The organism is Polyangium fumosum (assembly GCF_005144585.1).
Classification (GTDB): Bacteria; Myxococcota_A; Polyangia; order Polyangiales; family Polyangiaceae; genus Polyangium; species Polyangium fumosum.
In genome coordinates, this window is the sequence record NZ_SSMQ01000013.1 from 12,063 (window position 1) to 32,417 (window position 20,355).

The following is a 20,355-nucleotide window of genomic DNA, read 5'->3' on the forward strand; positions in this document are numbered from 1 at the left end:
CCCCTCCGAGAGGGTCACGATCGTCCCGCAAGCCCCGTCGACATGCTTCCGAGAGGGTCGTGACCCTCCCGCAGGCCTCGTCGACCCCCCTCGGAGAGGGTCGTGACCGTCCCGCAAGTCCCGTCGACAACGCCTTCGCGAGGGTCATGACCCTCCCGCAGGCCTCGTCGAGCCCCCTCCGAGAGGGGTGTGGCTGTCTTGCAAGCCCCGTCGACATGTCTCCGCGAGGGGCGCGACCGTCCCGCAGGTCTGCTCGACCCGGCTCGGAGAGGGTCACGACCCTCCCGCGGCCAAGGACCTGCGCCCCTCCCAGCGGCTCCGCTGTCCCGCCGCACCCCCTCGCGACGCCGATGAGGGATGGGGAAGGTGCTCACGACGAACATGTCGTCCGGAGATCACAACTTCACGAGCAACGTCGTGCTGCAAGCGGTCACGCCTTCCTCCATCCAGCCGTCGCAGCTCACCATGACCACCCAGATCCTGCTGAACGACCCCGTGATGAGCGGTGTGACGCAGAGAGTCACCGCATACTTCTGGACGATGCCCGTCGGGCTGGAGATCTACTCCATCACGCACGTGGGTGAGCCGAAGCTCTTCTTCGTCAGAAAGGACCAAGGCCAGCTTTTGCGCGGGAGAGGGTATCCATCCGATATCAACATGCTCGTGTACACGTCGTATGGCGACTTCAATATTTTCGGGTGGCAATACCGCATCACCATCGCGAAGAACCAGTTCGCCGTGGATGTGCTCCGTGTAAACCCCTTTAGTGCCGTAAAATCCACCTGGAATACGGGTGTGGTGTTTTCCGTCATCGACATGTACGGCAACGAGCACCGGTACCGCGTCGATCCATCGAGCGACGACTCGACCGTGACCATCGCCCCTGGTCCAAGGTCAATCGAACTGCCCCAGGCTGAGCCGGCGCATGCAGAGCTCGCGCACGAGGGGGAAGCGTAAGCCATGAGCGTATCCATTTACTCTAACGCGTTCAATTTCGGCTCGTACCTGAGCGGCGCGGTGGACCCGCGGACCGGGCAGTATTCGGTCGCCATTCCCTTCGTGCAGATCCGGCCGCCCAACCTGGATGATCTGAGCCGCAGCATCGGGATCACCTTTTCGGCGCTGCGCCTCGAGAACCGAGGGTTCGGTATCGGCTGGTCGATGAGCCTGTGCTCGCTGGATCTGACGAACAATCAGAATGTGCTCACGCTCTCCGATGGCCGGTCATTCCAGGGCAACAGCCTGCCGCCGGACGGCTACGATCTCACCTTCAAGGATCAGAAGCTCAAGGACTTCCGCGTCACCAAGATCGACGCCAACACGTTCGACGTCATCTCCAAGGACGGCGTGGTGGAGCGGCTGGTCAAAGGGGGGGGGCGAGCTCATCGCCCGGCTCTCGCTCCTGCGCTTCCCCAGCGGCGAGACCTTTCAATATTCCTATGATCATCAGGTCAATGGCGTCTCTTATCTGACCAAGATCGTCTTCGTTCAGACCGGGGAGACCTACCTGGAGATCACCTACCAGGGTTTCAACGCGCGCCAGGTGACCTATCCGGTCGACCATGGCAAGACGGCGCGGATCCAGCTCGATCACCAGAACGACTTGCTCACGTCGGTGACCCTGCCCCATGACGCCGGCCAGAGCGGGGGCAGCGCCGCGGCGTTGCCCAGGTACACGATTTCGTACCGTCTCCTCCTCGGGGCTTTTCAGGGCATCGACCGGCTACGGAGCCCCACCGGCTCGGTTGAGACGCTCCAGTACAAGGAGCAGGGGCACAAGCTCAACGGCGGTGGTTACATCCCCTTCGTCCTCTCGCACGAAGTGGCGCCCGGGCGTGGCCAACCGGGCACGAGGAAGACCTACAGCTTCAGCCAGGACCAGAATTTCCTCGGGTATGCCTCAGGGGCGCCCGTGTTCAGGCCGGGCGAGGACAATCTGTATCTGGTGCTGGGGAACTATACCTACAAGAGCACGGAGTATGTCCTCGAGAACGGGAGCAATCTCTCCATCACCGAGCGCGAGTTCAACCGGTTTCATCTCTTGACCAAAGAGGGGAAGACCCAGCAAGGGACCCGGACGTCGACCGAGATCACCTACAATGAGATCGCGGGGCAGAGCTTCTCCCAGCAGCCGGCGAATTTGCAGCAGCCGCGGGTCGTGACCAAGCGGTACGAGAACATCCAGCCCTATGCCTCCCGCGACGAGCGAACCGAGACGGAGACGGACGAATACGGCAATCCCCTGAGCCAGCTCGATCCGACCGGGGTGAAGACGCCCTTCACGTACTACGCGAAGGGCGGGGAACCGGGATGCCCGGCGGATCCCTTCGGCTTCGTGCGCTACGTGAAGCGCGCCACCGTGACCCCCGGGGCGGCCGGATCGACGACCCCCAAGGTCACGGACTACACCTACCTGGAGACGTCGACCTTGGGTCAGGCGCCCGCGCGTTATTTCGTGAACAAGGCGACGGAGACGTTCGGTGGTCGAACACACCACGTCCCCGGGCACCTCGTCCGCGGCCACGCGGCGCTACGAGTACAGCTTCCCCGGCGGTGACGAGACCGGCCGCTGGCCCGTGCTGACGGAGACGGACCCGCAGGGGGTCGGCAAGAGGGTCCATTTCGACGGCCTGGGTCGCGTCGCCGCCGAAGAGGCGCAGGATGACGTGAGCGGCTCGAGCGCCCCGGGGGCGTATCGCCTGGTGACGGAGAGGTTTTATGACGTGCTCGGCCGGACCGTCTCGGAGAAGCGCCACGATTGGTGGTGGAACGCCGGGCAGACAGCGCGTACCGAGACGATCCACGAGACCCGGTTCGAGCACGACGGCTGGGACCGGCTCCGGCGGACGGTCTTCGCCGACGGTCACGCCGAGCTGACGATCCACGATGTCGTCGCCAGGACGGTGAGGACGGGCATCGAGGGGGAGGGCAACATCCTCACGGTGCTCGATGCCTTCGGCAATCCGCTGACCAGCACCCAGGTTCATGCGAACGGCGTCACGTACGCCACCTGGCGCAACCAGTACGATGGTTTCGGGCGGAAGATCAGCGAGCAGGACGCGCTCGGGAACACGACCCGGTACAGCTACGACCTCTTCGACCGCGTGACCGAGAGAACCCTGCCGGAGAACACCCAGGTGCGGGTCCAGTACGCGGATTTCAGCGCCCACGACCTGATGGTGAGCTTGACGGTGGACGGCACCAGCTTCGGCACGCGCAGCTACGACGGCCTGGGTCGGGTGACCACGGCAGGCGTGGGCGGACGCACCACCAGGTACGCCTATCAAGGAGGCGGCGACAAGCCTTCCCAGGTGACCACGCCCAAAGGCAACGTGCTGGCGATGGCGTACGCGCCCGTCCTGGGGGGGCGGCTCGTCGGCGTCACCGGGCCCGACGTCTCCTCCCAGTATCAGCTCGATGGGCGGACCACGGCCCTCACGCAGGCGAAGAGCGGCGACTTCATCCAGGACCTCCGCTACTTCGCCTCGGGGCTCTCGCGCAGCTCGTCCGAGCAGGCCATCCCGCGCCTCGGGCGGGGCAGCGTGACCACGAGCTACGCCTACAGCATGGCCGGTCGGATCCAGACCTTCGTCGACGGTTCCGGCAATGCGCACACGCGTGAATACGACAGCCAAGGCCGCTTGAAGTCCTGCCAGCAGGGCAACCGCAGGGCGAGCTTCGGGTACGATGCCAAGAGCCGCCCGAAGAGCATCGTGGTGGAGGACGCCGCCCAGAGAACGAGCCTGACCACCAGCTTGACCTACGACGATTTCGGTCGCGAGACCCTGCGGGTTACCTCGGGCGCATCCTCCACGCGGATCGAGACGAGTTACTTCGCCAACGGTCAGGTCAGCGGCCGGGTCACGACCGAGGGCGGCGTGGTCCTGCGTAACGAGAGCTACGTCTACGACAAGCGGAGCCGCCTCCAGCAGTACCGTTGCGCGGGGAGTCAGCCGCCGCGCGATGCTCGCGGGCGCGCGGTGCTGGCGCAGCAGTTCACCTTCGACAAGTGGAGCAACATCACGCGGCGCGAGACGACCTTCACCGAGGGTGTGGAGGTCACGACCTACCAGTTCAGCGCCCAGGACCCGACCCAGCTCTCCGCCGTCGTGCAGAATGGCCAGACCATCGCCCTCGCCTACGACGCCGCGGGGAACCTGACGCGGGACGAGCGGGGCCAGGAGCTCGAATACGACAGCCAGAACCGGCTCATCCGGGTGCGGAACAGCCATGGGCAGTTGCTGAGCGAGTACCACTACGACGCGATGGGCAAGCTGGTGGCGCAGTCCCTGCCCAGCGGCGGTCACGCCCAGCGGTACTACCAGGGCGAGATCGTCAGCAACCAGACCCTGGACGATCGAACGATCACGTACCTGGGCGCAGAGGGCCAGTATTTCGCGCAGGAGGAGCGGCAAGGCGCCACCACCCGCGGGCAGCTCTTCGTGACCAACAGGGAGCACAGCCTGGTGGCGTCGGTGGACGCCGGGAGCACCGAGGACGTCCGCTACACCCCTTACGGCGAGCGCAGCACCTCGGGGGAGGGAAGGATCGTGATCGGGTTCAATGGCGAGAGCGTGGATCCGGTCACCGGGTGGTATTTCCTGGGCAATGGGTATCGCGTCGATAACCCCACGCTCATGCGCTTCCATAGCCCGGACGGCTGGAGTCCCTTCGGGCAAGGAGGGGTGAACCCGTACGTGTACAGCGCCGGCGATCCCACCGGACATCTGAGCTTAAAGGCCTGGCTGAACATCGGCCTCGCCGTGATCGGGATCGCGGTGGGTATCGTCACGTTGGGGGCGGGGGCGGCCGTCAGCGCGGCGGCCATCGCCGCGACGACGCTGGGGATGGCGTCCAGCGCCGTGAGCATCGCCGGGGCGGTCCTCGAAGACAACGAGAAGGCGTCTTCGATCCTGGGCTGGGTATCGCTCGGGCTCGGGGTCGCCAGCGTGGGCGCCGGGATCACCGCGTTCGCCCGATCCACGGCGTCCGTTGTCTCCGCCGGAGCGAAGGCCGCCCAGACCGTCAAGAACGAGGTGGCAGGGATCACCGAGAGTCTGGTGAGCAAATCCCTGGCGGTTTCTCGGGGCAAAACCATTGCGATGGCGGTGGAAGGGATCGGCCACGCCGCGGATGTGGTCTCCAAAGGCACAGGGATCGCCGCCAACTTCGTTGAGAATGAAAAAATCGCAAACATCCTCAACTGGGTATCTGTAGGGACCGGGGCCGTCCCCACCGCCCTGGGCGGCGGTGGCCTGATCAAGTCGGGGCTGACCAAAGGCAGCACCGAGAGCCCAGCGCTCCACGCCGCGCCGACCGGGAGCCGAGCCTCCAGCTCCGACGTCGCGCTGCTGGCCGCGCGGCCGCTCCGCGCCGATACCCCGTTCCGGGTGAGCTCGGATCGCTTCAACAACGCCTACAACATCTTGCCCATCTCGCCGCACGGGCTCTTCCGCAATGCGGAGATCGAAGTCGAGAGCCTCTTCGTCACGCGACTATGAAGCTCCCGTCACGTTAGAAAACCCCGGGGGGCGAGGAATGCCTCGCCCCCCCGGCGAGAGCGCCCCTCTCGACCAGCTCCGCGCCGTCGAGCGCGACGCCGTCGAGCGCCCGCGAGAGCAAAGAAGAGCTAGAGCCGTTGGGGGGCTCACGTGGTTCGTGATGGAACCAAGGATCCGCCACGCCGTGGAAAGCGGGCCGGGGGGGAGGGTGGGGGAGGCTGAGGGTGGGGGAGGCGGAGGGTGGGGGAGGCGGAGGGTGGGGGAGGCGGAGGGACGCTCAGCGCTTCTTCGTCGCCCGCGGCTTCGTCGTGCGGGCCTTCGTCGTCGTCGCCGGCAGCGCGCGCTTCTTCGTCGTCGCCTTCGTCGCCTTCTTGCGCGTGCCTTCTTCCGTCGTGGCGGACTTCGTCGCGCGTTTCGTCGTCGCGCGCTTCTTCGTCGTCGTTCGCGCAGCCGACGCACGCGTGGTCGCAGACGTCCGCGAGCTCGCCCGAGGCGAGCGCTTCGTCGTGGTCCGCGCGCGCGCAGGCTTCGGCTCCGGCTCGGAGGGCACGGCCTCCTCCTCGGCTGCCTCCTCGAGGGGGAGCACCGCGCCATTGCCATTGGCGTGACGCGGAGGCTCGGGCGCCTCAGGCCTCACCGCGGGTTTTCCGCGCGGCTGCGCGCGGGCTGGCTCGGCGGGCGCAGGCGCGGGCGCCGCGGGCAGGGACGTGATGAGCGGCGCGCCCGCGTCCGCGAGCAAGGCGTCCACCTCGGCGGCGAAGGCCGCGACGTGCATGTCGACGTCGCGCGCATCCAGCTCCGAGAGCGGCGTGTAGACGACACGCACCCTGCGCCCGTCCGGGATCTCCCACGAAGCCGTGTTGCCCGTGCGGCGGAGCGTGCGCGTGGCCGCACGATCGATGAAGCGCATGAGCCGCGCGCGCTCCGAGGGGCTGACCTCACGCGTGAGCGGCGCCGTCCGTTCGAGCGTCGGCAGCTCCACCGCGCCTTGCTCGACGAGCGCGCAGAGCTCGTCCGCGACCGCTTCCTCGAGCTCCAGGTGCAGATCCGGATCGGCCGGCGGCTCGGGCACGAAGACAGCTTCGCGCGTGGCGGGATCGTAGCTGTCGAGCCGCGCGCCTGCGATGAGCCCCGCGCGCTCGAGCGCCACCACGAGCGAGTCCGCCCGCGCGCGTTTGCCCGCGGTGGCCGCGACGTACCCGAGCAGATCGAGCTCGACACGCACGACCGCTTCGTCCTGCGAGGCGCTCGCCTCGTCGAGCGCGATGCGCGCCGCGTCGAGCACCTCGCGCTCGACGACGCTGCGATCCGCGAAGACATCTTCGAGGTGCTCGGACGCGAGCAGCGCCTGCGCGACGCGGCCCGTGAGCCGCGAGAGCGCCTCGCGCGTGGCAGGATCGTCGGCGGGCGTCGGCACGCGTAGCGCACGCTCGGCGAGCGGCTCGACGTAGCCGGACATGGCATCGTCCACGGCGCGGACGAGCGCGGCCGTCCCGCCTTTGACGACGAGGATCCGGCCTCGACCCTTGAGACCCTCGACGATGCGGGAAGCGAGCCTCCGGGAGAGGTTGAGCGCGTTCACGAAGCGTGAAGCTTACACGCTTTGGCGCACATGGGCCGCCGTTTCGAGGACGAAACGTGCGCGCAACGAGAGGAGAAGGGATCGAGAGGAGGGGACGCGACGAACGTCCGCGCAGAGCGGGAGACGTCCTAGTCGGCCTCGACGAGCTTGACGACCACGTCGCCGATCCGAGCAGGCACGCGGGCCTTCGCCTCGGCGAGCGTTCCAGGGCGAACGCTCACGCGCACGACGAACCCAATGCCGTCTTCACGCTCGACGCCGACGCCGGCGCAGAAGGGCTCTGCGCCGATGTCGTTCTTCAGTTGTTCCTTCGCGCGGCGCGCGGAGCCGACGTCGCTCATCGGATCACTCGCTGTAGCCGACGGCGAGGACGCGGAAGGTGTCGGGCGGAGCGGCGACGTTGTAGATCTTCGCCGTGAAGATGCCGCCCGAGTTCGAGTCGAGATCGTTGCCGGCGACGAGGGCCTGATCCGCGCCGCAGATCTTGCCCTCCTTGTCGTAGAGCGAGACGAGCGCCCACACGCTCTTCGCCTTGAACGCGCTCTCGTTCGTGATCTTGCCCTCGACCTGGTGAGGGTTGAAGCCCTTCTTGGCCGTGAACTTGGTGTCCGAGATCTTGAGCTTCGCCGCCTTGCCCGTGAAGAGCGGGCGCATCGGGTTCGCCTCGGTCTTGTACGACGCCCACTTCGTCGTCTTGTAGAGCGAGAACGTGCAGGGGACCTTCTCGCCCGGCGCGAGCTCGCGGATGAGGCTCGAGCAGGTGCCGCTGTCGATCGCCGTGTTCCCGTCGTCGAAGAACGTCACCTTGATGTTCGGGAAGCCGAGCGGATCCTTGCCCGTGTTGTGAATCTCGCCCACGAAGTGGATCGTGCTGCCGTACTCGGCCTTGTAGTGGCGAAGGTCCTTGAGCTCGGCCTTGAGATCACCCGCCTTCGGGGGCTTCGCGAGGTCGCCGAGATCGCCGAGCTTCGGGCCGTCCGGGTTCGCCGAATCGAGCGGGATCGCCGCGATCGCCTCGGACGTCTTCTTGGCCGCGTACCAGAAGAAGCCGACGACGCCGATGATGGTGACGAGGAGGAGGCCGCCGCAGCCAAGGCCGATGATGAGGCCCATGTTCGGGCCCTTCTTCTGCTGCGGGAGAATGGGCCCGCCCATCGGAGGGCCACCCATCGGAGGGCCGCCCATCGGAGGGCCGCCGAAGCCGCCGCCGGGAGGAGGGCCATAACCGCCGCCGGGAGGAGGACCATAACCGCCGCCGGGAGGCGCGCCGCCAGGAGGCCCACCGGGAGGACCGCCGAAGCCGCCGCCGCCGGGAGGACCGCCAGGGGGGCCGCCAAAGCCACCGCCGCCGGGAGGCCCGCCGGGAGGACCGCCAAAGCCACCGCCGCCAGGAGGACCGCCGCCGGGAGGCCCGCCGTAGCCGCCACCGCCGGGAGGGGGACCGTAACCGCCGGGCGGGCCACCACCGCCGAAGCCGCCAGGCGGACCGCCGCCGCCAAAGTTGTCACCTCCCGAAGGCGGTGCCCCGCCCGGGGGTGGTGCAGGCGGCGGCAATCCGCCCCCACCGGGTCCAAATCCATTTGCCATGCGCGGCTCGCCCGTCGTGTTCTCGATCATGGCGACGGAGTATGCCGCAAAATGGGGAAGGACGGGCAAACGGATCCAGACGAGACGAACAGGATCCGTCGGCCGGGGCTGCGCGGCTGCTACGATGGGCCCTCATGACGACCGAGGCGTGTTCGACGATCCGCACAATCCTTGCGATTTCCATGATCTTCGTGTTCGCCGGGGGAGGCGCGCTCGGCTGCGGAGGGGCCGCCGAGGGCGGGGCCGGCCCCGAGACAGCAGGCCAAACAGCCCCGAAGGTCGAGGAGCCAGAGCAAGCCGAGGAGGTCGTGGAGGACTCGGGGACGCTGGACATTCTCTCCGACCCCCCGCAAGACGTGCTGCTCGACGGCAAGCCCATCGGAAAGACGCCGCTCACGAACCACCGCGTGAAGATGGGCCCCCACGACGTGACGTTCCTCGATCCAGCCGAAGGCGATCGCACGATGAGCGTCAACGTGTCGCCAGGTGATCACCAGACGGTGAAGCTCGATCACCCGCCGAAGATCCGCGAGCAGAAGTAAAGCTGATGCAGCGCGGCGCCGGGGCTTCACCCCGGGCCCGACCAGGGGTTGTCCACCCCTGGACCCGGACCAGGGCCAGCCCTGGACCGCAGGTGCATCGACCGCGGTGCGGTCGATGCAAGAGAGGGGGAGATTTTAGAGGTGCCTGCGCGCGATCTCGGCCCACGTGCCCGTGGGTTCGATCTCGAGGTACTTGCGCCAGCAAGGCCGCGCCTTCGCGCTCTCGCCGACCTGCTCGTACGCCATCGCGAGGTTGAAGTACGCATCGGCGAAGCGCGGATCACTCTCGATCGCGCCGCGGAAAAACTCGACCGCCGCGCCCGCGTGGCCCCGCTCGAGCATGACGTAGCCGAGGTTGTACTGCGCCTCGGGTTGCTTGCGATCGATCTCGAGCGCGCGTCGATAAAGCGACTCGGCCTGCACCTCGTCGCCGCGGCGAAAGCAGATGTTGCCGAGGTTCGTGTACGCGATGGCGAGCCACGGATCGATTTCGAGCGCGCGACGGTAAAGCTCCTCGGCCTCGGACATCGTCTGCGGGTTCTCGTCGAGCTGGCTTGCGCGCACGTAAATCTCGTACGCAGTCTTCGCGCGATCCCGGCCGACCATGGGGCGCAGGACGCGCACGACGTCGTCGCGCAGCGACTTCACGTCGAAGTCGAGCACCATCTGCCCCGTGAGCGGTTCGAACGTGCCCGCCGCGCTCTTCACGACGACACGTTGCCCATCGGAGACGATGCGCAGCTCGGCGAGCGGACGCGTGACCTTGGGGAGCGCGCCGCGGATGTTCTCGACCGCGCGCGCAACATCGCGGAGGCGCACCTTGCGCGCGAGCAGATCCCGCGCAGCCCGGAGCGCAATCACGTCGGAGAACGTGTACGCGCGGCGGCCCTTGCGACGGCCACTCGGCGAGACGATCCCCGCGCGATCGAGCGATCGCAGCCGGCCCGCAGAGATGCCGAGGAGGCGAGACACCTCGGCCCCGGTGAACATGTCGCTCACGGGCTCGCGCGTCTGCGGGACGGGCAGCTCCGCGGGCAAACGCGCCGGGTCGGGATCGGGCAGGCGCTTCGGAGGCTCGGCCACGCGTCCACCGCCCGGCCCGAAGATCACGTGGATGACCTTGTTGGCGTCGGGGTCGCGGCGTTCTTTGTTGTTCATGGCGTAGGGCAGGAGCGAGGGGCGAGGGGCGCGAGTTTAGCGCGATGCGCCGCTCGCGGCGGAGGCATGTACGACGGCGACGACGTCCACCAGCACGACGACACCCGCAGCGGACGCGCGTACGTCGATCTCGGCGCGCACAGGTCCGAGCTCCCCCTGCACACGTGTACACGCCTCCCTGCGCGCGATGCGGAGCACGCGGAGCTTGAGGTGCGGGTCACACGCGAGGAGCGCGGCCATGGACGCGAGATCGGGATCGGGCAGCGTGCCACCCCGAGAGCGCGCGAGCAAAAGCACGCTCGTCGAGCCGTAGTAGACGACGCCGTCTCCTTCGGTCTGGGGCATGCCCTCGCTCACGATGTCCGCGCCTTCGACCATGGCACGGACGAGGCCGTCCTCCGCGGCGACGAGATCGAGCTGTCGACGCCGGACAAGAGGCCCCGGGCCTGCCTTGACGAGGCCGGGACGCGTGCGCGGTGGGCTCTTTGCCATCGGCGACGGATCGTAGAGATCACGCGCGCCGAGATCGAAAAACCGGCACGATCGCGAGGGAACTTGCGCGCGGGGGCGCTTCCGTGCATCGGCGATTTCGTGCGACTGCCCGCACGAACTTGGCCCGCGGTCGTGGGGTCTGCGAGGGTCGCGCGTGGGAGGAGCGAAACCGAGATGGGACACCCTGGCGTCGAGCGTCGGAAGCACTGCGTCTACGTCACCCGCAACACGGAGTACCACATGCGCGACGGGGTCTGCGTCGCGGTGCGGGACCGTCGGACGGGGAAGTTCGTCCCCGCGCACATCGCGGTGTCGTTGAAGCTCGAAGGGGGCGTGCGCTTGTTCCCGAACGGCGCAGTGATCCCGCGCATCGACAAACCCGGCGTGGGAGACGCGATCTGGTTCGCCACGGCCACCGACGCGAGCCGGCAGCTCGTGACGAGCCGGATCGAGGCGATCGAGCGTCCGTCGAAGGACATCGTCGCCTCGTACGCGTGACTCGACGCTCGTTCACGAGCGGCGAGGGGAGATCGCGAAGCGAGCTCCCTCGGGGGGTGAACGGGACGAGCTTTGCTCGGCCCGAGAGGGGGACGCCTCGCGTCCCCCTCGGGACTAACCGATGTTGCAGAAGTGTTCGTAGTCGATGTAGCTCGTGATCGTCGGATCGGCGCCGCAGACGGGGCAGGTCTTGTCCTTGCGGAGCTTGAGCTCACCGAACTTCATGCGGAGGGAGTCGTAGGTGAGCAGGCGGCCGACGAGGGGGTTGCCCTGGCCGAGCACGAGCTTGATCGCCTCGGTCGCCTGGACCGTGCCGACGAGGCCCGGCAGGACGCCTAGAACGCCAGCCTCCTGGCAGCTCGGCGCGAGGTGCGGCGGCGGCGGCTCGGGGTAGAGGCAACGGTAGCAAGGGCCGCCGGCCGCGGGGTGGAAGGTCGTGACCTGACCCTCGAAGCGGAAGATCGAGCCGTGCACGACGGGCTTCTTCATCCACACGGAGGCGTCGTTCACGAGGTACCGCGTGGGGAAGTTGTCGCAGCCGTCCACGATGATGTCGAAGTCGCGGAAGATGCGCTCGACGTTGTCGCTCGTGAGCCGCTCCTCGAACTTCACGACCTTCACGTCGGGGTTCAGATCACGGATCATCTTCTCGCCGCTTTCGACCTTGGGCATGCCGACGCGCGAGGTGGCGTGCATGATCTGGCGCTGGAGGTTCGAGGCGTCGACGACGTCGGCGTCGACGAGGCCGATCGTGCCGACGCCGGCCGCGGCGAGGTAGAGCGCAGCGGGGCTGCCGAGGCCACCCGCGCCAAGGAGCAGGATCTTCGAGGCGAGGAGCTTCGCCTGCCCCGCCTCGCCGACCTCGGGCAGGAGCAGGTGGCGCGAGTACCGATCGCGCTGCGCGTCCGAGAGCTGGGGCGGGGTCTCCATCGGATACCCGAGATCCTTCCAGCGCACGAAGCCGGGGTTCGCGCTCTCGACGCGCGTGTAGCCGAGGTCGAGGAGCGTCTTGGCGGCGAGCGCCGAGCGCGTGCCGCCCGCGCAGTAGAGGACCACGGGCGCGTTCTTGTCCGGGACCTTCTGCTCGATTTGCATTTCGAGGAAGCCACGCGGGACGCTGAGCGCGCCCGGGATGTAGCCGGCGCGGTTCTCGTCTTTCTCGCGCACGTCGACGAGCACCATGGGCTCGCGCGCTTCGAGGCGGCGCTTGATCTCCTCCAGAGTCACGGTCGAGATGGTCTTGCGGACCTCGGCGATCAGATCGGTGTAGGTCGTCGGCATGCGGGTCCTCGCTGGGCGGGGAGGGGTTCGTCGTTCGGAGACAACGTGCCGTCAAGGGTGGCCCGTGGAGCCGCCCTCGGCACGTGGCGGGTCCTTGCTCACTTGGGCGCGGGCAGGTCCTCGGGGCGCGCGCGCAGGCCGGGCAGGACCTCGTCCTTGCGCAAGCCGCCCTCGCACACGAGCTTCACCGTGCGCTGATCGGGCAGGACCTCTTCGAGCGTGACGATCTGCGTCTTCGCCTGGCAGAACGCGACGAGCTTCGCGCCCGGCAGGAGGCGGCCGATGCGCAACGTGCCGCGCTTGACGACCATCTCCTTGTCGTCGGCGAGGCGCTTGACCGTGACGTCCTGCCCCTTCACGGCCGAGACCGTGCCGAGCTCGAGGTTCGCCTCGCCCGGGCGGAGCGGCGCCCAGACACGCGTGCCGACGAGCTGATCGTCCGGCGGGATCCAGTCGGTCGTGTTCTTCGCGGCGAGCCGCGCGAGCGGCGCCCAGCCGACGGCGCGCTCGAGCTGCACGTCGAGCGAGGCGTTCGCCGGATCGACGTCCGTGACGAGCGCGAGGTCCTTCGTTTGTCCGAGGACCCACACCTCGGTCGCGGGCGCGAGGTCGCGCTTCGAGGGCGCGTCGCTCTTCGCCGCGGGCAGGACCGCGATCTTGCCGTGCGCCCAGCGCTTCTCGGCCTTCTTGGCGGGCTTCATCTTCACGCGCTGGGCCTCGACCCAGACCGCGAGCGCCTGGCGCTTCTTCGCCACGACCTCCGGCGCCGCCTTGTCCTTGGCGACGGGCGCCCCGTCTGGGCCCACGATCTCCCAGCGCACGAGCTTGATGAGCCGATCGACCTCTTCGAGCGATTTCGGCGCCTCGCGGCCCTGGCCCACGGACCGCGCCGAAAGGCCCGCGATCTCGGGCGTGATCGCCGCGCGCACCACGCCGAGCAGGCCCTTGGCGCCTTCGTCGCTGATGTCGCCGCTCTTCTGCGCCTCGTCGATCTTCGCGAGCGCGTCGGCCCAGTGCTTGGCCTTGAGCGGCTCTTCGAGCGAGGCCTTCTTCGCCTCGAAGATCGTGGTGTCGACCTCGGTCACGAGCTTCTTCTGCGCGGCGCCGCCGAGCACCGTCTTCGTGTCCTCCGCGCCGACGAGCGCGCGCGCGGCGGCGAACTTGCCCGCCGTCGTGGCCTCGTCGATCCGACCTTGCACGCACGCGAGGGCCTGCGCGCCGATGAGCCGTCGCAGCTCGCGCACGAAGACCTCGCTCTCCAGATCCCGCATCGGGCCCGCGATCTCGCCGAACGCGCCCTTGCAGTCGCCGTCCTTGAGCGACGCCTCGATCTCGTTCGCCCAGAGCTTGGCGTGGCGCTTGTCGACCCTCTCGAGCTGCTCGGCGATCTGGAAGCTCAGCGACTCGACGTTGAGGTCCTTCGCCTGGCCGAGGAGCTTGCGCGCCTCGTCGAAGTCCTTCGCGTTGTAGGCCTCGTCGGCCTTCTCCATGAGCTTCTTGGCGTTTTCGATCTTGGCCTTCTCGGCGCGCTCTTCCGCGCTCTCCGGCGGCTTCGCGGGCGCCGGCGGCGGGCCGCACGCGACGAAGGTCGCGGCGAGGGAGGCCGCGGCCGCGAAGCGCGCGAGGATCGTCGCGACGCGCTGCGTGGTGCTCGGGAGGGAACGGACGCTCTTTCGCATGACGCGGGACTCTCCCATCCCACATCCTCGATCGTCAACTCGCGCGAGCGCCGAACCCTCTCGGCTTGACCGGCCTGCCCCGGCGTCCTACGACGGCCAGGCCATGGCGGACGAGTCGAAAGAGGAGGGGCAGGCCCCCACGGAGGGCGCCCGCACCTTCAACAAGCCGCGGGTCACCATCAACCGGGTCTACACGAAGAAGGGGGACACGGGCGATACGGGCCTCGTGGGCGGGCAGCGGGTGCCCAAGGACGACGCGCGGATCGAGGCCTACGGGACGGTCGACGAGCTGAACGCGTTCGTCGGCGCGGCCCGGCAGTCGATCCTGGAGGGGCTCGCCGCGGACAAGATGCGCCCCGAGAGCGCGGCGGCGCTCGGGGAGCTCTCCGATACGCTCTGTCGGGTCCAGCACGAGCTCTTCAACCTGGGCTCGCTGCTCGCCACGTTGCCCGAGGACGTGCACCCGCGTCAGCCCCGGGTGACGGCCGCGGACGTGGAGCGGCTCGAAGCCGAGATGGATCGTTGCCAGGAGGAGCTTCCGATCCTGCGCTCGTTCGTGCTGCCGGGCGGCTCCCGCGCGAACACCGACCTGCACGTCTGCCGGACGGTGTGCCGGCGCGCCGAGCGGCTCTGCGTCTCGCTCGCCCGGCAGACGGAGGTCGATCCGCTCGCCGTGACCTACCTGAACCGCCTGAGCGACGCGCTTTTCGTCTGGAGCCGCTTCGTGGCGCTCCATCTCGGCACGGGCGAGGTGCTCTGGGAGCCGGACAAGTCAGCGACGGGCCAGTCGAAGGCGCGCTGACGAAACGAGGCCTCGCCCACCACGAGGGAGAGGCCGTACACGAGCGCCACGTACGCGAGGCCGAGCACGACGTCGATCACGTAGTGGTGCCCGAGGTAGACCGCGGCGAACGGCATCACGAGCGCGTAGGCAATCTGCAGGGCGCGCGAGGGCGCGCTCGCCGTGCGGAACGTCGCGATCAAGCCGTAGAGCGGATATGTGACGTGCAGCGAGGGGAGGGCGCCGAAGACCACGGCGCCGTGCCCGTAGAGCGAGGCGAAGGTGCCGTACCCGAGCCATGCGTCGACCCGCGTGAGCGCGGCCGGCGAGCCGTGGGCGGCGAGATCGATCGCGCAGCCGTGCGTGGCCACGTACCAGGGCGGCGCCGCCGGCAGGAGCAGGTACGTGGCGAAGCCGAGGACGTGCGTGCCGAGCGCGAGCGTTGCGAAGCGCCGCGCCGCGTCGGGTCGTTTCACGCAAAGGTGGGCGTACTGCGCGGCCATGATGCCGAGGTACGCGCCGTAGGGCAGGGCACAGAGCAGATCGAGCGCGGGGTTCGCGAGGCCCGCGAGCCACTCGTTCGGCGTGACGATCATGCCGCGCACGCCCACGCCGAAGAACACGAGCTCGACGTCGCGTAGCTCGCAGCCGAGGACACGCGACGCCGAGACGCTGACGGGCCACAGGTACCGGAGCGCGTCGTACAGGAGGAAGAGCGTGAGCGCCGGGATCGCGGCGAGGTAGAAGCGACGCACGCGCGCGCCGCCGTAGGCCGCGGTGGTGGCGAGGGCCGCGACGAGGAGGATGTCCCAGCGCGGCCGGTCGACGGCCACGACGAGCGCCGCGTATCCGATCCAGGGGAACGCCGGCAGGAAGAAACCAAACCCCCAGCGCGCGCGCGCTCGCGCCCTCATGGCTCGCCTCAGTGCTCGACGGGGAGAGGTCCTCGCGCGCCTTCGCCCTTCCGCGCGAACGACTTGCCCGCGCGCTTCGAGGTCGTGGGCTCGGGATCCCGCAGCGCCGCGCGGGTCCGCGCGACGAGCATGATCGACGCGAGCGTGCCCACGACCGCCACGAGGCCCACGCCCACGAGCGTGAGCGGGCGAGGCAGGCCGCCGAGCAAATTCGTGGACGGGACGAGCGGCCCGAGGAGGAGCGACGCCGACAGGTACACGACACGCTCGTGCCTGCGCATGAGGCCATTCGGGAGCACGAGTTTGTGCTGATCGGCCTTCGCCCGCGCGTAGCTCACGAGCGACGAGGCGACCATTGCCGCGAGCGGGATGACGAGCGAGACGACGTTGTGCCGGTAGTAGATCGCGAGGCCGACGAAGGGCGCCGCGTCCGCGATGCGATCGACGAACGAGTCGAGCACCGCGCCCGAGGGCGACGCGACGCCCCGCGCGCGCGCCACCATGCCGTCCAGGGCATCGAGCACCGAGCCCACGATCACCACGGCCGCGGCCTCGGCGAAGCGGCCCGTCGCTGCGAGCGGCAGGCTCGCGCAGCAGAACACGAGCGAGGCGTAGGTGCATGCGTCCGGCGAGACGTGCAGCGCGATGAGCGCCCGTCCCGGCGCGTGCATCGCCCAGTAAAAAGCCTCGACGAGCCAGCCGGGCAGGAGCGCGCTGCCGGGCGAGGGACCGAGGCGCGGGTGCGCCGCCCGTCCCGAGCGGGCCACGTGCGTCGCGTAAGCCGCGACCACCATCGTGCACAGAAGAAGCGCCACGAGCGTGATGACCATGGTCACGACGTCCGCTGGTGCACGAGGCGCGCCCGCCCCCGCTGCGCGGATTTCAGGCGGGCGCGCGGAATGGTTTGCTCGCTCGAGCGCTGTCCCGAGGGGGACGCGCGTCAGTCGCAGGCGACCCGACGCATCCGGATGCCCGCGTCCTTCTCCGCCCACGCCACGCCGAGCTCGCTGCCCGTGAACGTGACAGCCGGGTAGCGCGCGTTTTTGCCCGAGACGCGGAGCGTCGCGCCGTTACGCGCGAGCCCTGGCCCGAAGACGGCCAGGAAGATCGACGGCGGACCGCCCTGGAACTGGTAGTAGGCGATGGCCGCGCGCTCGCCCATGACGGCCACGGCGGGCCAGTTCGCGCTGCCTTCCGCGTCCTCGACGCGCACCTCGTCTTGCTTCGCGCCGCTCGCGGAGACGCGCGCGAGATAGATGCGCTCCTCGCCCTCGCGCGTGTCCTCCCAGGCGACGAGCGAGGCTCCGCTCGCGTCGATCGCCACGCTCGGCACCCGCGCCTCGCCGGCGCCCGTTCGCACCACCGTCCCCGCCACCTGCCCACCGGGCATGCCCGTCGTCCGCGCGATCGAGAGATCGGAGCCCGTGCTCCACACGACGGCGAGCTCGCCACCGTGGCTCGCGAGCGCCGGAAAACGCGCCCCGGGCAGCGCCGTCGTGGAGCTCATGCCCGCGCCGCTCACGAGCCCGAGCCGCGCGCCCGGCGTCTCCATCCACGCGACCGCGAGCCCGCCCGACATCGGCGCCGTCGCAGGCCGCGCCTCCGACGCGTCGCTCGTGCCGAGCTGGATCGGCTGCCCCGTCGGCGTCCCGTCCGCGCCGAGCATGTGCGCCTGGATCACGATCCCCGACGGTCCCGTGTCCTCCCACGTGACCATCGGCCCGCTGCTCGTCGCCTGCAGCGTGGGAAGCGCATGCGATCCCGCGAGCGTCGCCACGGCGTGCGCAGGCGACACACTGCCGTCCGTGCCGATCCGCGCGACCCGCACCTCCTCCGTCCCGCCCGTGCGTGTCTGCCAAGCGAGGAGGTAGCTCCCGTTCGTCCAGAGGATCGAGGGCGTGATTCCGTCCTCCTGGCTCACCACCACCGTCCCGCCGAGCGGCGCACACGCCGCCTCTTCGACGCCCGGCCCCGCGTCGGTCGTCACCGGCGGCTCCGGCGGCTTCGTCCCGGGCGGCGCCGGCGTCTCGTCGCCGCCACAACCGAGGACCCCGAGCGCCGCCGCGAGCCCGGACAAAAACATCAAGGACATTCGAATCATAGGTACCCCCCTTGTCCACGCGCCGGCGATCCGGGGCGGCAGCACGCGCACGCCACGCCACGCGGTTCACGCGCGGGTCCACGCACCACATCCCCCCGTCTGGACCTCCGGACCATGATTCGTTTCAGTATGCGGTGTTACTTGTCTCAGGCCACGCCGCGCGCTGGCAACGGATCCATCCGTTCACACGCCACGCATGTGCGTGGATGTGTTTATTGGACCACAATCGATCGCATGCAGCATCGAACGCGCGGCGGGGTGCGCTTCCGGTGGTTCGGGGCGCTGGGGCTGATGGGGGTGTTCGGGGGCGGGGAGGCGGTGGCGGAGCCCGCACGAGCCGCCGCCTCCACGGCAGCAAACGCGATGGCCGTCGCCGTCCCGATCCCAGGATCCAACCTCGTGCGAGGGCGCGCGAAGGTGATCGTGGCCGCCCCGATCGACGTGGTGCGCGCGCAGGTGCTCGCCTTCGGGGACTACGCGCGCTTCATGCCGCACTACAGCCGCTCGAAGATCCTCGGCCGCACAAAGAGCGGAGACCGCGAGATCTACATGGAGGTCACCGCCCTGCACGGAGCCGCGCGCTTCTGGGCACGGATGGCCGTACGCAAGCTCGCGAGCACAGCCGGCGGCATCGAGACCTACGACGTCTCGATGCTCGAGGGCAACGTGAAGGACTTCCACGCCGTCTGGCGTCTACGCCCCCTCGACGCCACGCGCACCGAGCTCGAACTCGAGGTCTTCCTGCTGCCACGTCTGCCCCTCCCAGCAAGCCTGCTCAACACGGAAAACCTTCAAGGCGCGAGCAAAGGCGTCCGCGCGATGCGATCGTTCGTGGAAGGAAAACGCTGAGGCACCTGGCGAAGGCGTCGCGCCGGGGCGCTGCCCCGGACCCCGCGGGGGCTGTCCGCCCCTCGACCCGGACCAGGCACAGCCTGGACCGAGGGTTGAAAAACTGCGCTCCACGCAGTTTTTCAAACGGGCCGACGAAGAAGCCGGGCTGCCAGCCGAACCCGCAGCGCGGCTGTCTCGGTTGGCAGGCTCGTCGCCGGTCTTGCCAACGGCTGCTCGATGAACTGCGCACCGCGCAGTTCATCGACCCGGGGTCCAGCGCCTCGCTGGTCCGGGGTGGAGGGGGCGGATAGCCCCCTCCTGGGGCCTGGGGCAAAGCCCCAGCGAACTACGGACAGCCGGCGGGCGTCGTGCCTGTGTAGGCCGTGATCACGCAGCCTTCGAGCGCGACCTTGATCTCGTCACACGTCGTCTGCGCTGCGTAGAACTCGAGGCAGCCGTCGACGCTGCCCTTGTCGTATTCCAGGCACTCGGCGCCGAACTCCGCGCGCAAAAAGCCTGGGCACGTGCGTGACGTGCCGAAGCAGCCGAGCGTGCCCATCCGCTTGCTGTGCGCGTCGAGGAGCGTATTGCACGCGAGCGCCTCGGTCGTGCGTTCGCCGCTCGCCGGTGGGCGGAACCTTCCGTCGTCGGGCAAGGGCGTGAGATCCGGATCCTCCCCGCCGCACGCGGCGAGGAGCATGGAGAAGATGAGCGCGACGCGGAGCTCTCGCATGCGGGTTACTCTTTCTCTTCGAGGAGGGCCATCGCGAGCGCGTGGAGCACGTCGCGCGCCGAGCCGACCTTGCGCGGCGGGAGCTTCGCGAGCGAGCGCCGCACGATCGACTCCACGGTTCCGATCTTCAGGCCGTCGAGCTCGCGCCCGCGCGCTGTCAATTCGAAGAGCGCGCGCCGCGCGTCGTCCGGATCGGGCTTGCGACCGATGATGCTGCGGCCTTCGAGGCGTTTGAGGATCCCCGTGAGCGTGCTCGGATGGATGTGCAGCACGCTCGCGAGCTCGCCTGCCGAGATGCCCGGGAAGCGCCCCACGATCCGGATCACGAGGCGTTGCGGCCCCGTGACGCCGAGCGACGCCTCCATGCGCTTCGACATCGACTGCAGGGCGTGATCCACGGCCCAGAGCAGGCGCATGAAATCCAGGACCTCGCCGAGCTTCTCGGCCTTGTCCGCCTTCTGCTTCTTCTTTTCGCTCTTTTCGCTGGGTGCTGCGCTCATGACCGAGCCGATTCCCTTTCCGCCAAGCGAGCCACGCTAGCCCACCTCGCCCCGTCGATCGAGATCGTCGAAGGGGTGCACCGCGCAGTGTTCGCGCGGCGGCGCCAGACGACCCGTCGGAATGAAACGCAGGAAGGTTCCCCCGGACGATCGTTTTTTGCTCCGACGGTTTTCC

19 protein-coding genes and 1 pseudogene are annotated in these 20,355 nt (G+C 68.9%); 8 read left to right on the forward strand and 12 right to left on the reverse strand.

Going from position 1 to position 20,355, the window contains the following annotated elements; genetic code table 11:
* Nucleotides 1-366: 366 nt before the first annotated feature.
* The 4 genes from E8A74_RS14585 to E8A74_RS14600 all read left to right on the forward strand — a co-directional run bounded on the left by E8A74_RS14585 (nt 367) and on the right by E8A74_RS14600 (nt 5,501).
* The gene (locus E8A74_RS14585) at nt 367-957 is read left to right on the forward strand and encodes a hypothetical protein (protein WP_136929609.1); all 591 of its coding nucleotides are present in this window, start codon (nt 367-369) and stop codon (nt 955-957) included.
* 3 nt (nt 958-960) lie between these two features.
* Nucleotides 961-1,443 carry a hypothetical protein gene (locus E8A74_RS14590; protein ID WP_136929610.1) on the forward strand — a complete coding sequence of 161 codons (483 nt, stop codon included), beginning with the start codon at nt 961-963 and terminating at the stop codon, nt 1,441-1,443.
* Nucleotides 1,444-1,543: 100 nt separating this feature from the next.
* A complete protein-coding gene (locus tag E8A74_RS14595) occupies nt 1,544-2,557 on the forward strand; it encodes a hypothetical protein (protein ID WP_136929611.1) in 1,014 nt (337 codons plus the stop codon).
* A 166-nt stretch (nt 2,558-2,723) separates the two neighbouring features.
* A complete protein-coding gene (locus E8A74_RS14600; RefSeq protein ID WP_170229129.1) occupies nt 2,724-5,501 on the forward strand; it encodes an RHS repeat-associated core domain-containing protein in 2,778 nt (925 codons plus the stop codon).
* Between the two features lie 277 nt (nt 5,502-5,778).
* On the opposite strand, the gene E8A74_RS14605 is transcribed toward E8A74_RS14600, so the two are convergent.
* From E8A74_RS14605 to E8A74_RS52275, 3 genes are all read right to left on the reverse strand, one after another.
* Nucleotides 5,779-7,083, reverse strand: a complete 1,305-nt coding sequence (locus tag E8A74_RS14605; RefSeq protein WP_136929613.1) for a hypothetical protein — start codon at nt 7,081-7,083, stop codon at nt 5,779-5,781.
* 128 nt (nt 7,084-7,211) lie between these two features.
* Nucleotides 7,212-7,424, reverse strand: a complete 213-nt coding sequence (locus E8A74_RS14610; protein ID WP_136929614.1) for a hypothetical protein — start codon at nt 7,422-7,424, stop codon at nt 7,212-7,214.
* A 4-nt stretch (nt 7,425-7,428) separates the two neighbouring features.
* On the reverse strand, nt 7,429-8,700 hold the full coding sequence (locus E8A74_RS52275) for an FxLYD domain-containing protein (protein WP_170229130.1): 1,272 nt from the start codon (nt 8,698-8,700) through the stop codon (nt 7,429-7,431).
* 152 nt (nt 8,701-8,852) lie between these two features.
* On the opposite strand from E8A74_RS52275, the gene E8A74_RS14630 reads away from it, so the two are divergent.
* Complete coding sequence (locus E8A74_RS14630) at nt 8,853-9,212, forward strand: PEGA domain-containing protein (RefSeq protein WP_170229131.1); 360 nt, start codon at nt 8,853-8,855, stop codon at nt 9,210-9,212.
* A gap of 135 nt (nt 9,213-9,347) precedes the next feature.
* Here E8A74_RS14630 and E8A74_RS14635 read toward each other — a convergent pair whose 3' ends face one another.
* Together E8A74_RS14635 and E8A74_RS14640 are read right to left on the reverse strand one after the other, a co-directional pair.
* Nucleotides 9,348-10,370 carry a tetratricopeptide repeat protein gene (locus E8A74_RS14635; RefSeq protein WP_136929617.1) on the reverse strand — a complete coding sequence of 341 codons (1,023 nt, stop codon included), beginning with the start codon at nt 10,368-10,370 and terminating at the stop codon, nt 9,348-9,350.
* Between the two features lie 36 nt (nt 10,371-10,406).
* A complete protein-coding gene (locus E8A74_RS14640; RefSeq protein ID WP_136929618.1) occupies nt 10,407-10,862 on the reverse strand; it encodes a hypothetical protein in 456 nt (151 codons plus the stop codon).
* A gap of 174 nt (nt 10,863-11,036) precedes the next feature.
* On the opposite strand from E8A74_RS14640, the gene E8A74_RS14645 reads away from it, so the two are divergent.
* Nucleotides 11,037-11,360, forward strand: coding sequence for a hypothetical protein (locus E8A74_RS14645; RefSeq protein ID WP_136929619.1), 324 nt, complete (start codon nt 11,037-11,039; stop codon nt 11,358-11,360).
* 114 nt (nt 11,361-11,474) lie between these two features.
* Here E8A74_RS14645 and moeB read toward each other — a convergent pair whose 3' ends face one another.
* Together moeB and E8A74_RS14655 are read right to left on the reverse strand one after the other, a co-directional pair.
* On the reverse strand, nt 11,475-12,641 hold the full coding sequence (moeB, locus tag E8A74_RS14650) for a molybdopterin-synthase adenylyltransferase MoeB (RefSeq protein ID WP_136929620.1): 1,167 nt from the start codon (nt 12,639-12,641) through the stop codon (nt 11,475-11,477).
* Nucleotides 12,642-12,739: 98 nt separating this feature from the next.
* Complete coding sequence (locus E8A74_RS14655; protein WP_136929621.1) at nt 12,740-14,320, reverse strand: hypothetical protein; 1,581 nt, start codon at nt 14,318-14,320, stop codon at nt 12,740-12,742.
* Nucleotides 14,321-14,423: 103 nt separating this feature from the next.
* Here E8A74_RS14655 and E8A74_RS14660 point away from each other — a divergent pair, with 103 nt between their 5' ends.
* Nucleotides 14,424-15,122: a cob(I)yrinic acid a,c-diamide adenosyltransferase gene (locus tag E8A74_RS14660; RefSeq protein WP_136929622.1), complete on the forward strand. Its 699-nt coding sequence runs from the start codon at nt 14,424-14,426 to the stop codon at nt 15,120-15,122.
* A gap of 44 nt (nt 15,123-15,166) precedes the next feature.
* Here E8A74_RS14660 and E8A74_RS55895 read toward each other — a convergent pair.
* From E8A74_RS55895 to E8A74_RS14675, 3 genes and pseudogenes are all read right to left on the reverse strand, one after another.
* Nucleotides 15,167-16,015, reverse strand: a pseudogene (locus tag E8A74_RS55895) (phosphatase PAP2 family protein); the annotation flags it as partial.
* An 8-nt stretch (nt 16,016-16,023) separates the two neighbouring features.
* The gene (locus E8A74_RS14670) at nt 16,024-16,845 is read right to left on the reverse strand and encodes a CDP-alcohol phosphatidyltransferase family protein (RefSeq protein WP_232379566.1); all 822 of its coding nucleotides are present in this window, start codon (nt 16,843-16,845) and stop codon (nt 16,024-16,026) included.
* A gap of 110 nt (nt 16,846-16,955) precedes the next feature.
* A complete protein-coding gene (locus E8A74_RS14675; protein WP_170229132.1) occupies nt 16,956-18,116 on the reverse strand; it encodes a hypothetical protein in 1,161 nt (386 codons plus the stop codon).
* Nucleotides 18,117-18,350: 234 nt separating this feature from the next.
* On the opposite strand from E8A74_RS14675, the gene E8A74_RS52280 reads away from it, so the two are divergent.
* Nucleotides 18,351-18,965: a type II toxin-antitoxin system RatA family toxin gene (locus E8A74_RS52280; RefSeq protein WP_170229133.1), complete on the forward strand. Its 615-nt coding sequence runs from the start codon at nt 18,351-18,353 to the stop codon at nt 18,963-18,965.
* Nucleotides 18,966-19,293: 328 nt separating this feature from the next.
* Here the strand turns inward: E8A74_RS52280 and E8A74_RS14685 are convergent, their stop codons facing one another.
* Both E8A74_RS14685 and E8A74_RS14690 read right to left on the reverse strand, forming a co-directional pair.
* Complete coding sequence (locus E8A74_RS14685) at nt 19,294-19,680, reverse strand: hypothetical protein (protein WP_136929626.1); 387 nt, start codon at nt 19,678-19,680, stop codon at nt 19,294-19,296.
* A 5-nt stretch (nt 19,681-19,685) separates the two neighbouring features.
* The gene (locus E8A74_RS14690; RefSeq protein ID WP_136929627.1) at nt 19,686-20,180 is read right to left on the reverse strand and encodes a MarR family winged helix-turn-helix transcriptional regulator; all 495 of its coding nucleotides are present in this window, start codon (nt 20,178-20,180) and stop codon (nt 19,686-19,688) included.
* Nucleotides 20,181-20,355 lie beyond the last annotated feature (175 nt).